The organism is Veillonella sp. HPA0037, assembly GCF_000411535.1.
GTDB classification, from domain to species: Bacteria; Bacillota; Negativicutes; order Veillonellales; family Veillonellaceae; genus Veillonella; species Veillonella atypica.
This window is the reverse complement of the sequence record NZ_KE150483.1, coordinates 93980-107008: the sequence shown is the minus strand read 5'-3', so window position 1 is coordinate 107008 and position 13029 is coordinate 93980. Positions and strand designations below refer to the sequence as shown.

The 13029-nt window shown below is 39.7% G+C and carries 16 protein-coding genes; 2 read left to right on the top strand and 14 right to left on the bottom strand.

Annotated elements, in window-relative coordinates:
- Positions 1 to 66 precede the first annotated feature (66 nt).
- The 13 genes from rnc to HMPREF1477_RS00450 all read right to left on the bottom strand — a co-directional run bounded on the left by rnc (position 67) and on the right by HMPREF1477_RS00450 (position 9840).
- Entirely contained in the window at positions 67 to 810 is a 744-nt protein-coding gene (gene rnc / locus HMPREF1477_RS00510; protein WP_005376738.1) for a ribonuclease III, read from the bottom strand.
- Entirely contained in the window at positions 810 to 2054 is a 1245-nt protein-coding gene (gene fabF, locus HMPREF1477_RS00505; RefSeq protein ID WP_016475433.1) for a beta-ketoacyl-ACP synthase II, read from the bottom strand. The genes rnc and fabF overlap by 1 nt, the downstream gene beginning before the upstream one ends.
- Positions 2055 to 2089: 35 nt before the next feature.
- Positions 2090 to 3046 carry a nitronate monooxygenase family protein gene (locus HMPREF1477_RS00500; protein ID WP_016475432.1) on the bottom strand — a complete coding sequence of 319 codons (957 nt, stop codon included), beginning with the start codon at positions 3044 to 3046 and terminating at the stop codon, positions 2090 to 2092.
- Positions 3047 to 3124: 78 nt separating this feature from the next.
- Positions 3125 to 3355: an acyl carrier protein gene (locus HMPREF1477_RS00495; RefSeq protein ID WP_005376767.1), complete on the bottom strand. Its 231-nt coding sequence runs from the start codon at positions 3353 to 3355 to the stop codon at positions 3125 to 3127.
- Positions 3356 to 3406: 51 nt separating this feature from the next.
- Positions 3407 to 4150 carry a 3-oxoacyl-[acyl-carrier-protein] reductase gene (gene fabG / locus HMPREF1477_RS00490; protein WP_005376748.1) on the bottom strand — a complete coding sequence of 248 codons (744 nt, stop codon included), beginning with the start codon at positions 4148 to 4150 and terminating at the stop codon, positions 3407 to 3409.
- A gap of 1 nt (position 4151) precedes the next feature.
- Positions 4152 to 5093: an ACP S-malonyltransferase gene (gene fabD, locus HMPREF1477_RS00485; protein ID WP_005376799.1), complete on the bottom strand. Its 942-nt coding sequence runs from the start codon at positions 5091 to 5093 to the stop codon at positions 4152 to 4154.
- Between the two features lie 12 nt (positions 5094 to 5105).
- Positions 5106 to 6050 (bottom strand): enoyl-[acyl-carrier-protein] reductase FabK, encoded by a 945-nt coding sequence (fabK, locus tag HMPREF1477_RS00480; protein ID WP_005380823.1) that lies wholly within the window; start codon positions 6048 to 6050, stop codon positions 5106 to 5108.
- Positions 6051 to 6065: 15 nt separating this feature from the next.
- A complete protein-coding gene (locus tag HMPREF1477_RS00475) occupies positions 6066 to 7061 on the bottom strand; it encodes a beta-ketoacyl-ACP synthase III (protein WP_016475431.1) in 996 nt (331 codons plus the stop codon).
- Complete coding sequence (plsX, locus tag HMPREF1477_RS00470) at positions 7045 to 8073, bottom strand: phosphate acyltransferase PlsX (RefSeq protein ID WP_005380855.1); 1029 nt, start codon at positions 8071 to 8073, stop codon at positions 7045 to 7047. Before plsX ends, HMPREF1477_RS00475 begins: the two co-directional genes overlap by 17 nt.
- 3 nt (positions 8074 to 8076) lie before the next feature.
- Complete coding sequence (gene fapR, locus HMPREF1477_RS00465) at positions 8077 to 8640, bottom strand: transcription factor FapR (RefSeq protein WP_005381039.1); 564 nt, start codon at positions 8638 to 8640, stop codon at positions 8077 to 8079.
- Positions 8641 to 8886: 246 nt separating this feature from the next.
- Positions 8887 to 9063 (bottom strand): 50S ribosomal protein L32, encoded by a 177-nt coding sequence (rpmF, locus tag HMPREF1477_RS00460; RefSeq protein WP_005376859.1) that lies wholly within the window; start codon positions 9061 to 9063, stop codon positions 8887 to 8889.
- A 25-nt stretch (positions 9064 to 9088) separates the two neighbouring features.
- Positions 9089 to 9604 (bottom strand): DUF177 domain-containing protein, encoded by a 516-nt coding sequence (locus HMPREF1477_RS00455; protein ID WP_005376813.1) that lies wholly within the window; start codon positions 9602 to 9604, stop codon positions 9089 to 9091.
- 101 nt (positions 9605 to 9705) lie between these two features.
- Positions 9706 to 9840 carry a rubredoxin gene (locus HMPREF1477_RS00450; protein ID WP_004693422.1) on the bottom strand — a complete coding sequence of 45 codons (135 nt, stop codon included), beginning with the start codon at positions 9838 to 9840 and terminating at the stop codon, positions 9706 to 9708.
- A gap of 303 nt (positions 9841 to 10143) precedes the next feature.
- Between HMPREF1477_RS00450 and HMPREF1477_RS00445 the strand changes: the two genes are divergently transcribed.
- Together HMPREF1477_RS00445 and HMPREF1477_RS00440 are read left to right on the top strand one after the other, a co-directional pair.
- Positions 10144 to 11097, top strand: a complete 954-nt coding sequence (locus HMPREF1477_RS00445; RefSeq protein WP_016475430.1) for a nitronate monooxygenase — start codon at positions 10144 to 10146, stop codon at positions 11095 to 11097.
- Positions 11098 to 11108: 11 nt separating this feature from the next.
- Entirely contained in the window at positions 11109 to 11657 is a 549-nt protein-coding gene (locus tag HMPREF1477_RS00440; RefSeq protein ID WP_005376783.1) for a gamma carbonic anhydrase family protein, read from the top strand.
- Between the two features lie 134 nt (positions 11658 to 11791).
- On the opposite strand, the gene HMPREF1477_RS00435 is transcribed toward HMPREF1477_RS00440, so the two are convergent.
- The gene (locus HMPREF1477_RS00435; RefSeq protein ID WP_016475429.1) at positions 11792 to 13024 is read right to left on the bottom strand and encodes a chloride channel protein; all 1233 of its coding nucleotides are present in this window, start codon (positions 13022 to 13024) and stop codon (positions 11792 to 11794) included.
- Positions 13025 to 13029: the final 5 nt, after the last annotated feature.

Sequence of the window (13029 nt, the reverse complement as noted above, 5' to 3'; positions counted from 1 at the left end):
CATACATTTCGATTTTAATGTTCTCATATTAATAGTTCCTATATAAAAAGCGCCTTGCGGCGCTTATTATATAGCAGCCATTAACCGTTCTAATGTCAATTGTGCTGCATGTTGTTCTGCTATTTTTTTACTTTTACCAGTACCTGCCTCATAGGTAATCCCATCGATGGATACCTCCATCATAAAAGTCTTAGCATGATCAGGACCAGACTCACTGATAAGACTATACACTATATGTTTATCACCATCACGTTGTACAAATTCTTGTAACAATGTCTTATAATCTTTACCACGCTTACCTTCTAATGCTTGCTTAAGATTAGGAGCTAACTGATGAAGAACAAAGTCCATTACTGTTTTATAGTCAGTCGTTATATATAACGCACCAATCAATGATTCAAATGTATCAGCTAATATGGATTTTCTATCACTACCACCAGAGGACTTTTCCCCATGGCCCAGTAATAAATAATCACCTAAATGCAATGTACGACTAACGGTAGCTAATGAATCTTCACAAACTGTAGCCGCCTTAATCTTAGTCAAATTACCTTCAGACATATCGGGATATGTTGTAAATAAATATTCACCGATGATTAAATCCAATACAGCATCACCAAGAAACTCTAAGCGTTGATTATGATGAATATGCTTAGATTTATGTTCATTCGCATAAGATGTATGAGTAAAAGCACAATCTAAAATCGAGATATCAATATTCGGTATATGTAAACGACTAACAAGCTCATGAAGAGAATCTTCACGAGCTTGTGTCATTATAGTATTCTTATGCGATACGTGACGCCCCATTAGTCTTCATAACGGCGAACACAAAGTGTACCGTTATGACCACCAAAGCCAAAGGAGTTGGAAAGAGCTGCTGTAACATGTAAATCACGAGAACCTTCACGTACATAATCAAGGTCTAAACCTTCATCTGGATTATCACAGTTAATTGTTGGATGAACCTTACCTGTTTCGATTGCCATTGCCATTACAATAGTTTCAATCGCACCAGCAGCGCCCAACAAGTGACCGGTCATAGATTTTGTAGAGTTAACAGCGATATCTTTTGCATGGTCGCCGAACAATTCTTTAATAGCCAATGTTTCGTTTTTATCATTCAAGCCTGTAGATGTACCGTGAGCATTGATGTAGTTAATTTCTTTAGGATCAATACCTGCATCTTTAATTGCTAATTCCATACATTTACGAGCTTGTACACCACCAGGAGCTGGAGCTGTAATATGATAAGCATCGCCATTAGTGCCATAGCCTACTACTTCTGCGTAGATATGAGCACCACGAGCTTTAGCGTGTTCTAATTCTTCAAGTACAACGATACCTGCACCTTCACCCATTACGAAACCGTCACGGTCCTTATCAAATGGACGAGATGCTTTTGTAGGCTCATCATTGCGTGTAGACATAGCTTTCATAGCCGCGAAGCCAGCTACAGCAGCAGGGGAAACAGCAGCTTCAGTACCACCTGCAAACATGATATCTGCATCACCACGTTGAATAATGCGGAATGCATCACCAATTGCATTAGTACCAGAAGTACAAGCTGTTACGTCTGTAATAACAGGACCTTTCAAACCTAGGCGAATGGATACACGTGCAGAAGACATATTTGCAATCATCATAGGAACTGCAAATGGGCTAACACGACCAGGACCTTTTTCAAATAATGTTGTATACACATCATGGATAGAGTCAATACCGCCAATACCAGTACCAACTACTGTACCACAACGGTCCAAATCTTCTTCATCAAGTGCTAATTTTGCATCATCAGCTGCCAAAACAGCTGCACCAATTGCAAATTCAACGGAACGGTCCATACGGCGAGCTTCTTTTTTATCTACGCCATATTGAGTAATATCAAAATCTTTTACTTCGCCTGCAATGCGTGTTGCATAGTCAGATGCATCAAAGCGTGTAATTGGGCCAATACCAGATTTACCCTCTAACAACGCATTGTAGAAATTCTCTTTACCGATACCTACCGGAGTAATCGCTCCTAAGCCAGTAATTACTACACGTTTTTCCAATTATTCCACCTCTTATAGCTATATAGCCCCTTTAATTAATCGATTTCTGCTACTTGTTGTTTTAACTGTGCAAAAATATCTTTAACTGGCATAATCTTATCGACTTTTCGCATATTATTGCCAGAGAATACTAACCCCGTTTCCACATCACCTTGTTGCGCTCTAGATAAAGCACGGATAATACAGAATTTATGGGAACAATGTTTTAAACAATTGTCACATACTGTTGGTGGCGCTACAGTGCCATCAAGAACAGATTCAGCAAATTTATTTTTAATAGCTTGGCCTGGTAAACCTACTGGACTTTGAATCAATACAATATCCTCAGGATTTGTAGCACGCACATACATTTTTTTCAATTCATCAGATGCATTACATTCATCAGAAGCAGCAAAGCGACTGCCCATTTGAACGCCATTAGCACCCAATTTAAACATATCTACGATATCTTTACCATCTAAAACACCACCAGCTGCAATAACTGGAATATTTTTAACGGTTGCTACAACTTCTGGTACGATTTCACGAGCAGAACGATCCGTTCCCAAGTGACCACCAGCTTCGCTACCTTCTACGATAACTGCAGCGGCACCTAAACCTTCAGAAATGCGCGCTAATTTTGCAGAAGAAACAATAGGTACGATTGGAGTACCAGACTCTTTACCCATTGCGAACATATCTCTTGAAAAACCGGCACCTGCCACTACAAGATCAATGCCCTCTTCGATGGCAGTTTTTACAAGACCCGCAAATTGCGTTGCTGCTACCATCGCATTTATACCAATAATACCCGTAGGTGATAATTTTCTAGCTAATTGTATTTCATATCTTAATTCATCAAAAGGCAATCCAGATGCTGCAATAAGGCCAATACCACCTTCATTTGCAACGGCTGCTGCCAACCGAGCTGTAGACAATCTAATCGCCATACCACCTTGAATAATAGGTACTTTGGCCACTAGATTCCCAATGCGAAGTTCAGGGAGCTTCACTATCAATTCCTCCTGTAAACAATACCGATTAGGGGAGCCACTCGGCCCCCCGCACGGCTGAATTGTCAGCTATACAGCTTATTTAGCAGAATCAATATATTCTACTGTATCCTTAACGGTTTTGATTTTTTCTGCAACGTCGTCAGGGATTTCAACATTGAATTCTTCTTCAAATGCCATGATCAATTCAACGATATCCAAGGAGTCAGCGCCTAAGTCGTCGATGAATGTAGAATCAATGGTAACTTCAGCTTCATCAACGCCTAATTGTTCCACAACGATTGCTTTAACTTTATCGAAAGTGCTCATTAGTGGTTCACCTCCTTTCAAATGAGATTTATATATAGTCTAATTTCGTAACTACATTACCATGCCGCCATCTACATTGATGACTTGACCTGTAATATAGCTAGCAAAATCACTAGCAAGGAATGTTGTTACGGCAGCCACTTCTTCAGCTTTAGCCATACGGCCCAACGGAATTTGTGTTACCATAGCTTCTTTTACCTTTTCAGGCAATACATCTGTCATATCAGTATTGATAAAACCAGGTGCGATTGCATTAACTGTGATACCACGGCTAGCTAACTCTTTTGCACAAGATTTAGTAAAACCGATTACACCAGCTTTAGAAGCTGCATAGTTAGCTTGACCAGCATTACCCATCAAACCCACAACAGAAGTCATGTTAATAATATGACCAGCACGTTGTTTCATCATGATTTTGGATACTGCTTTTGTTACCAAATATACACCTTTAAGGTTGATATCGATAACGGCATCAAAGTCTTCGTCTTTCATACGCATAAGCAAACCATCACGTGTGATACCTGCATTATTTACTAAAATATCGATGTGACCAAATGTTTTATGCGTTTCTTCAACCATTGCTGCTACTTCTTCAGCATTTGCAACATTGGCTTTAATTTTAATCGCTTTGCGACCCAATGCTAAGATAGCGTCTACTGTTTCTTGAGCAGCAGCTTCACTGCCACTATAGTTAACAGCAACATCAGCACCAGATTGTGCAAGTTGAATAGCAACGGCGCGACCGATACCACGAGAGGCGCCAGTTACGAGAGCTACTTTACCCTCTAAGTGCATTTTATCGAACCCCCTTTAAAAATTCAAGCGTTTTCTCTAAGGATGGAATGTCTTCTACATTAGCTAATTCCATTTCTTTATTAATCTTTTTAGTGAAACCTGTTAATACTTTGCCAGGACCAACTTCTACAAAGCGAGTTACACCGAAGTTAACCATTTCTGCAACACAATCTTCCCACAATACAGGATTAGCTGCTTGTGTTACTAAAGATTCTTTAATGTCACTAGCATTTGTCAAAATTTTGCCGGTTACATTAGCTACTACTGGAATCTTAGCATCGTTAACTTGGATCTTATCTAATTCTTCTTTTAAACGAAGCGCTGCAGGTTCCATAAGACGACTATGGAATGGAGCACTTACAGGAAGCATTACTGCACGTTTTGCACCGGCTTCTTTCATTTTTTCAGCTGCTGTTTCTACGGCAGCTGTTTCACCAGCGATTACGATTTGACCAGGGCAGTTAAAGTTTACAGCTTGTACAGAACCAACTGTATCATTAACTTGTTGGCAAATTTCAACAACTTGTTCTCTTGGCAATGCTAGAATAGCTGCCATAGCACCCTTGCCCAATGGTACAGCTTCTTGCATATATTCACCACGTTTATGAACTACATACACAGCATCCTTAAAATCAAGAACACCGGCAGCGACTAACGCACTATATTCACCTAAGCTATGACCACCTACGATATCTGGTGTAAAGCCTTGTTCTTTCAACACTTCATAGCAAGCAACGGAAGCAGTTAAAATAGCTGGTTGTGTATTAGCAGTCTTAACCAATTCTGTATCAGGGCCTTCGAAGCATAATTTAGAAATAGAATAGCCCAATGCTTCATCAGCTTCTTCAAAACGTTGTTTAACGATTGGGTATGCATTATACAAATCTTGTAACATGCCTACTTTTTGGGATCCTTGACCTGGAAATACGAATGCAGTTTTCATAGGATGGCCTCCTTATTTGCCAAAAGTTTGTAGATTTTTAATCACTGTTTCAGCTTCTGTCATAATGTCTGTAATGATTTCTTTACAAGGTTTCACATCGTGTAACATACCTGCGATTTGACCAATCATAACGGAGCCTTCTTTTACATCACCTTCAATAGCAGCTTTACGAAGTGTACCTGCGCCAAGATTTTCTAATTCTTCCTTGGAACCACCACTAAATTCAAGATTTTTATATTTATGTGCTAATTGATTCTCGATAATTCGAACTGGATGACCTGTTGTAAGACCAGTCATAACAGTAGAACGATCTTTTGCTTTCAATACAGCGTTTTTATAGTTTTCATGAGCAATACATTCTTCAGATAGGACAAAACGTGTACCCATTTGAACTGCATGAGCACCTAGTGCAAACGCAGCTGCTACGCCACGGCCATCTGCAATACCACCAGCGGCAATAACTGGAACATCGACAGCATCTACAACTTGTGGTAACAATGCCATTGTTGTAATATCCCCAACATGGCCACCTGATTCAGTACCTTCTGCAATAATCGCATCAATACCACCGCGAAGTAAACGTTTCGCTAAAAGAACGGATGCAACTACAGGAATAACCTTTGTGCCAATTTCTTTCAAAGCTGGAATATATACACCAGGATTACCCGCACCAGTTGTAATAACAGGAACTCGTTCTTCAACAACAACTTCCATAACTTCTTTTACAAAAGGAGACATCAACATAATATTACAACCAAATGGTTTATTAGTACGTTCTTTAACTTTGTGAATTTCGTTGCGGAAAATATCAGGAGGCATATGTCCTGCACCAATTATGCCAAGACCACCTGCTTCAGATACTGCAGACGCAAGTTCAGCCGTTCCTAACCAAGCCATACCACCTTGAAAGATAGGATACTCAATCTGTAACAAATCACAAATATCAGTCTTAATCATCTTGATGCTTCCTCCTTAATACCATTTCAAGACGAGGCTAGCCCAGGTAAGGCCAGCACCAAATCCTGCAAGTGCTACATTATCACCGCGTTTTAAGCAACCTTCTCGGTTTGCTTCATCCAACGCAATGGCCACTGATGCAGCAGATGTATTACCATACTTATGTAAATTTACAAACACCTTTTCTTTTGGCATATGTAAACGCTTAGCGGCTGAATCAATAATACGAATATTAGCTTGATGTGGGATAAAATAATCTAACTCATCTAAATTCATATTAGCTCGTTCTAGAGATTTTAATGCCGTTTTTCCCATTGTTTTAACAGCAAATTTATATACTTCTGGACCATCCATATGTATGAAAGTCAAGCCTTCTTCAATGCGTTGGTCATTAGCTACAACAGCTGTCCCACCAGCTGGTATACACAATGCAGAGCCGCCAGTGCCATCAGCGCCTAAGTCGACCCCTTTGATACCATAACCTTCTGGAACCTCAGAAACAACAGCTGCACCTGCACCATCACCAAATAGAATACAAGTTCCGCGATCTTTCCAGTTAACGCGACGAGACAAAATTTCTGCGCCTACAACGAGAACATTTTTAAATAATCCAGAAGCGATATAGCTTTGAGCAGTTATCAACCCATACACAAATCCGGAGCATGCAGCTTGTAAATCATAAGCTGCTGCATTTTTCGCACCAAGTTTTGCTTGCAACATACATGCGGCAGAAGGAATCACCATATCTGGTGTCAATGTAGCAAAGATAATCATATCGATATCTTCTACATCGAGCTTAGCCATTTGAAGTGCTTTTTTTGCAGCTTCAGTTGCCATATAGGATGTATTCATACCCTCTGGTGCAATGCGTCTTTCTTCAATGCCTGTACGTTCTCTGATCCATTGGTCACTTGTATCGACCATTTTCTCTAAATCAAAGTTAGTCACCACATTATCAGGAAGGAAGCTACCTGTACCAATAATACCGACAGGTTTATTCATCATACTCATATTTTACGGCTCCTTCAATTTCCATTGTTTCTCGAATATGTTCAATTATTTTGCGTTCTACTAAATCGGCTGCAATGGTAATAGCAGTCTTAATTTCTTTAGCCTTTGAACTGCCATGAGCAATCATAAACACACCATTTACACCAAGTAATGGAGCACCACCATTTTCAGTGTGGTCCACCTTCTTGGCCATTGGTTTCAACGCTGGTTTGATAAGCAATGCCCCAATTTTAGCTAATATTCCGCCATTCATGATGCTGTCTTTAATGAGCTGTGTCAAACCAGTTACAAGACCTTCTGCAAATTTAAGAATTACATTGCCTACAAAACCATCGCAAACGACAACGTCTACGGTTCCTTTCGGAATATCGCGGCCTTCTACATTTCCTTTAAAATTGATTGTTTTCATATTTTCCAAGATAGGATATGTAGCAAGCACAACTTCATTACCTTTAGTTGCTTCTTCACCAATATTTAAAAGGCCTACCGTAGGATTTTCTTTGCCAAGTAAAAGTTTCGCATACTCAGCCCCCATCAATGCACCTTGTACAAGATGTTTTGGTTTACTATTTGAATTCGCACCGGAATCCAACATAACGGTTATACCATTTACAGTTGGCATTGGTGTAGCAATAACAGGTCTATCGATACCTTTGATACGGCCTAGACCGAATAATGCTGCCGCTACAGCTGCACCTGTGCTTCCTGGGGCAATAACAGCTTCACATTCTTTGCTTCTAACCAAAGATGTAGCTACTACAACGGAGGCATCCTTTTTCTTGCGCAAAGCTTGACCAGGATGCTCATCCATTCCGATTACTTGACTCGCATGATACACAGAAATGCGAGGATTATTTGTTTCATTATTGTCTTCTAAAATTTTGAATATTTGAGTTTTATCGCCTACGAGAACAACATCAATATGTTCCGTTTCTCGCACTGCTTCCAAGGCGCCTAAGACGATTTCCAAGGGAGCAAAATCACCACCCATGGCGTCAATTGCAATTTTCATATACTACACCCGATTCTCCACAGACTCCATGATAAATTTAGCTCTAAATACTTCTTTTATTTTATCTCTAATTATAACCCAAATAAAGTATTTATCTCCACGACGACGAACAATTTCTGCTTTCGCCACCAAATTAGTACCAGACTCTACTGGATTTTTATATTTAATATTCCCCACCTCTGCAGAGCAAAGGGTTGAACCCATAACTAGCTTGGCCAAGGAATTTGCTTGAGCATACAAATACTGTGGATCAATATAACCAAAACGATCTTCCATGTCTGGCGTCGTATGTAACATGGATAAAGCTTGTTTTCCTTCCGTTACATCGATGAGTTCGCCTACAATTTCATGCTGTATTGGTTCCGGTTGCTCATCCTGAGCATGTTCGGTAGCCATCGCCTTAATACGCTCACGCAATTCAGGAATTCCCAATTCTAATCGATCGAGTCGAATTGTAGGTACACTGACACCAAAGTGCGATGCCAACTCTTCATCAGTAAGAAAAGGCGTAATATTCAGTTTTTCTGTTAACTGTTTCTGTCTTTCTTGCTTCTTCAACCTACTCATGGGACCACCTTTTATGACCTAGTATTAATATTACATCTTAAGTATATATAATAATTCCCATATTGGCAAGGTTTTTCGCATATATAGTGATATATTTTATGGTAATATACTAAATATTGTCCTTATTTTAAAATTAATTAATACTTTATAGGAGATATTAATATAAAACATATATTAATCAACAACTATCCATTTTTGGACAGTAAAAAACACCTACACAAATGTGTAGGTGTTTTACACGCTCAATTAGGCTTTTGCAACTACTTGTTCACCTTTATAGTGACCACATGTAGGGCAAACACGATGAGGCATCATAGGTTCGTGGCATTGTGGACATGCTACATAACCAGGAGCTTCTAATTTCCAGTTTGCACGACGACGATCGCGACGGCATTTGGATAATCTACGCTTAGGTACTGCCATTATCTGCACCTCCTTAGTACAATCATTAGGATAGTCTATCATCTTTCTCATCAAGCAAAGCACGTAACTCTGCGAATCGAGGATCCACCACAAAGGATTCACAAGAACAAGGTGAAACATTCAAATTTGCTCCGCAATGAACGCACAATCCTTTGCAATCATCCTGACATAACACTTGAGAGGGCTCATTGATGATTAATGTATCCCGAATCAGTTCGGTTAAGTCAATTTCCTCTCCGTTAAAAGGAATCACATCTTCATCGGCATCTCGAGAATCACTAAAGATTTCCTCGAAGGAATCGTTACGCTCATGTTCCGTAGTCGTTAAACAACGAGAACATTCGTAATCACCTTTAGAATTAATCGAACCTTGAACGATGTAGTTTTGACCATCAAACCAAAACTCACCACTAATAGTTATATCATGACGGCTCCAAGGAAAAGCAACTACGTCACTACCAAGTTCTTCACTCGGCATCGTATAGCTATAAGGAAATTTCTTTCCTATATGTTCTTTTGCTTGCTCTACTTGCAGTTTCATAATCTTACCTCGACTTATAATATTATAAACATGACAGTGTGCTTTGTCAAATAAAAAAGGCTATCTCAATATTGCTTAAGATAGCCTTTCTAATGTATCAATTACATTTTTTCGAATTGATCTTTGCCAACGCCACAGATAGGGCAAACATAATCAGCTGGTTGATCTTCGAATTTAACGCCTTCTACAGCTTCGTCATAAACCCAACCGCATACTACGCATACGTATTTTTCCATGTCTATTTCCTCCTTCACTTGAGATTATATTAATGTGTTCATATCGTTAAGATACTTTATCTGTAATATAGTATAGCAAAGACATCGAAACTTTTCAATACTCATTTTCCATTTTTCTACTAAATTTTCAATATCCTCTGAAAGCTGACTATTATTACTTTCATACGTAATTTTATAATGAAATCTATTATCAATTAGATTTTTATGATATACTATTTACTAGAAATATATAGTGGTATACTAAATATTCGCCACATAAGTAGATTTTATTATCTTATATATAACTATATTATAGGAGGATTCATGAGAACAAAACTGACTGAATTACTAAATATCGAATACCCTATCATCCAAGGTGCTATGGCATGGGTTTCTGAGGCTACATTAGTTGCAGCTGTAGCTAACGCTGGTGCTACAGGTGTTATCGCCTTAGGCGGTCGCGATGCAGAATGGACTCGCAATGAGATTCGCGCATGCAAAGAATTAACAGATAAACCTTTTGGTGTAAATTTAATGCTTATGGCCCCAAATAAAGATGAATTAGTAGATGTTATCATCGCAGAAAAGCCTGCATTTGTAACACTTGGCGCTGGTAATCCTACCCCATATATTAAGCCATTCCAAGAAGCAGGCATCAAGGTCATTCCTGTTGTACCTTCCTTAAAATTAGCAAAACGCATTCAAGATGCTGGTGCCGATGCTATCGTCGTAGAAGGTATGGAGGCTGGCGGTCACATCGGTTCTCAAACGACAATGTCTTTGATGGAAAACATTCTACCAGAAATCACTATTCCTGTTGTTGTGGCTGGTTCCATCGTTGATGGTCGTGGTTTGGCAGCAGCTTTATTGATGGGTGCTGAAGGTGTACAAATGGGCTCCCGTTTCTTACTTGCCGAAGAATGTAAAGCTCATCAAAATATGAAAGAAGCAATTATCAAAGCAACAGATACGGACTCCGTTGTAACAGGTCTTCTCTCCGGTCATGGTGGTGTACGTAGCTTGCGCAGTGATTTTACAGACCGTTATATTGCAGCAGAAACTGATGGCGTTACAACAAAAGAAGAACGTAGCAAAATGTCCCAAGGTACAAATAAATTAGCTGCTATCGATGGCGACGTTGTCAATGGTGCTGTACAAGTAGGCCAAGCGCTTAATAGACTTAATGAAATTGAACCAGCTCAAACTATTGTACACGCTGTTATTAATGAAGCTATTATGGCAATCCGTAAAGCACAACGCTTTATCGAAGTAATTTAATAGGAGGTCCTATGTTACCTTATCATGGAAAGTATCCAAAATTAGATCCAAAATCTTGTGTTATGCCTGGTGCTGAACTAGCCGGCGATGTAGAGTTGAAAGAATTTGCCTCCATCTGGCAAAACTGTGCACTTCGTGGCGATGTTAATAAAATTGTAGTAGGTCGTTATTCCAACGTACAAGATAACTCTGTGCTTCACGTTGATGATGATGAGGCTTGTATACTTGGCGACTATGTAACTATAGGTCATGGCGCCATTGTTCATGCGTCTACCATCGAGGATAATGTACTCGTTGGCATGGGGGCTATCGTACTAAGTGGTTGTCATATCGGTACTGGCTCTATCATTGCAGCCGGTGCAGTGGTAAAAGAAAACACTACAATCCCTCCCTACTCTTTAGTCGTTGGTATTCCTGCACGCATCGTACGTACTGATGAATCCCAAGTTGAAAGAATTCACAATCAAGCATTAAAATATAAACACCTTTGGACTGTAGAATATGGTATGCTACCAGATTGTGGTGGCGAAGAATACGACAAAAGCGCCAAAATTGTATAACTACAATGTAAAAAATAAGGTTTTCTATAAATAAAGCCTTCACACATAAAATAGCGACTAGTTGATCATATGGTATCAGCTAGTCGCTATTTCTTTATCATCAGAACATCGTCCGATATGGTATATAGTTTGTTTTATAATTGGAATCTTGCTTTTACAATCTGCTGAGTTATCAATGCGGAGCCCATAGCTAGCGCCATTGGGAAGCACATTTCCACGGAAAATCGTGAAAGTTCTAACATAAACACACAGGATGTAAGCGGCATCTTTTGTGCCAATCCTAAGAAAATTACGGCCCCTATAAATGCAGCAAAGCCAAGGTGTACAGGGCTGACCATAATACTCCACAAGGCTGTAAAGGCTAATGCCAATGTACTACCTAGCATCATGGATGGCGTAATTCGACCACCATAAGCACCAGCCATTAAGGCAAGTAACACGGCAATCCATTTAGTAGCTAATAGACCTAATGCATAATCCCATCCTACTAAATCTGTAAAGGTCAACTGATTACCAGCTTTACCATTACCGAGGATTTCTGGAAAATACATGGCCATCACCCCAATAACAGCAAATGATAAAAGAGCTATGACAATCATTTTAGGGCTTTTTCTATCAAACTTAGGTAATAAAGATTGTGTTTTATCAAATAAAACAACGCCAATAGCAATGACAGCGCCAAGGACGATAGCAAATTCTTGATAGCTACCATATAAGGGTGGTTGTGGCATCGTATACTGAACAAGATCTCCTATCCCTGCCTGACGAACGACCAATGTAGCTAGTCCACACGATAAAAGGGCTGCACTCATGGCTCGAACATTCCATGTGATAAGTAATGTCTCTAGCGTAAAAATAGCAGCTGATAAAGGAGAATTATATACGGCAGCTAAGCCTGCACCAGCAGCACAAGCAATAATAAGCGACTTGTCCTCAGGGCGCATATCAACATAGCGCAATAATCCAGACATGATACCAGCACTAGCTTCACGAGGTGCTACTTCTCGACCAAGCGGAGAACCCATGCCGACCGTGATAATTTGCAATGTAGCATGAATAAATGTGGTCAACGGAGGCATTTCTTTTGTAGAATCCTGGACAGCTTTTTTTATATCTACCAGTGGATCTCCATAACGATGGATAAGAACCCAACCTACACCGCCAACAAGACCACAGGCCAGTAAGGCTAACAATCGATGTTCAGGCGATACACGTGCCACAGCTTGACCAAACGTCAAGCCATCGGATGTCGAATAGGCATACATAAAATGTTGAATATAGTGCATTAAATGGGTATAAAAAGAACCGATTAAGCCCGCCACCAGGCCAACGATTATTATTAAACCAAGTAAACGTTTATCTAACATACTCT

Excerpts from the sequence above, each read along its gene's own strand:
- fabK (WP_005380823.1), bottom strand. The coding sequence starts at position 6,050 with ATGATTAAGACTGATATTTGTGATTTGTTACAGATTGAGTATCCTATC.
- HMPREF1477_RS00455 (WP_005376813.1), bottom strand. The coding sequence starts at position 9,604 with ATGAAACTGCAAGTAGAGCAAGCAAAAGAACATATAGGAAAGAAATTT.
- HMPREF1477_RS00435 (WP_016475429.1), bottom strand. The coding sequence starts at position 13,024 with ATGTTAGATAAACGTTTACTTGGTTTAATAATAATCGTTGGCCTGGTG.
- HMPREF1477_RS00440 (WP_005376783.1), top strand. The coding sequence starts at position 11,109 with ATGTTACCTTATCATGGAAAGTATCCAAAATTAGATCCAAAATCTTGT.
- HMPREF1477_RS00475 (WP_016475431.1), bottom strand. The coding sequence starts at position 7,061 with ATGAGTATGATGAATAAACCTGTCGGTATTATTGGTACAGGTAGCTTC.
- fabD (WP_005376799.1), bottom strand. The coding sequence starts at position 5,093 with ATGAAAACTGCATTCGTATTTCCAGGTCAAGGATCCCAAAAAGTAGGC.
- rpmF (WP_005376859.1), bottom strand. The coding sequence starts at position 9,063 with ATGGCAGTACCTAAGCGTAGATTATCCAAATGCCGTCGCGATCGTCGT.
- plsX (WP_005380855.1), bottom strand. The coding sequence starts at position 8,073 with ATGAAAATTGCAATTGACGCCATGGGTGGTGATTTTGCTCCCTTGGAA.
- HMPREF1477_RS00495 (WP_005376767.1), bottom strand. The coding sequence starts at position 3,355 with ATGAGCACTTTCGATAAAGTTAAAGCAATCGTTGTGGAACAATTAGGC.
- HMPREF1477_RS00445 (WP_016475430.1), top strand. The coding sequence starts at position 10,144 with ATGAGAACAAAACTGACTGAATTACTAAATATCGAATACCCTATCATC.
- rnc (WP_005376738.1), bottom strand. The coding sequence starts at position 810 with ATGGGGCGTCACGTATCGCATAAGAATACTATAATGACACAAGCTCGT.
- HMPREF1477_RS00450 (WP_004693422.1), bottom strand. The coding sequence starts at position 9,840 with ATGGAAAAATACGTATGCGTAGTATGCGGTTGGGTTTATGACGAAGCT.
- fabG (WP_005376748.1), bottom strand. The coding sequence starts at position 4,150 with ATGCACTTAGAGGGTAAAGTAGCTCTCGTAACTGGCGCCTCTCGTGGT.
- fapR (WP_005381039.1), bottom strand. The coding sequence starts at position 8,640 with ATGAGTAGGTTGAAGAAGCAAGAAAGACAGAAACAGTTAACAGAAAAA.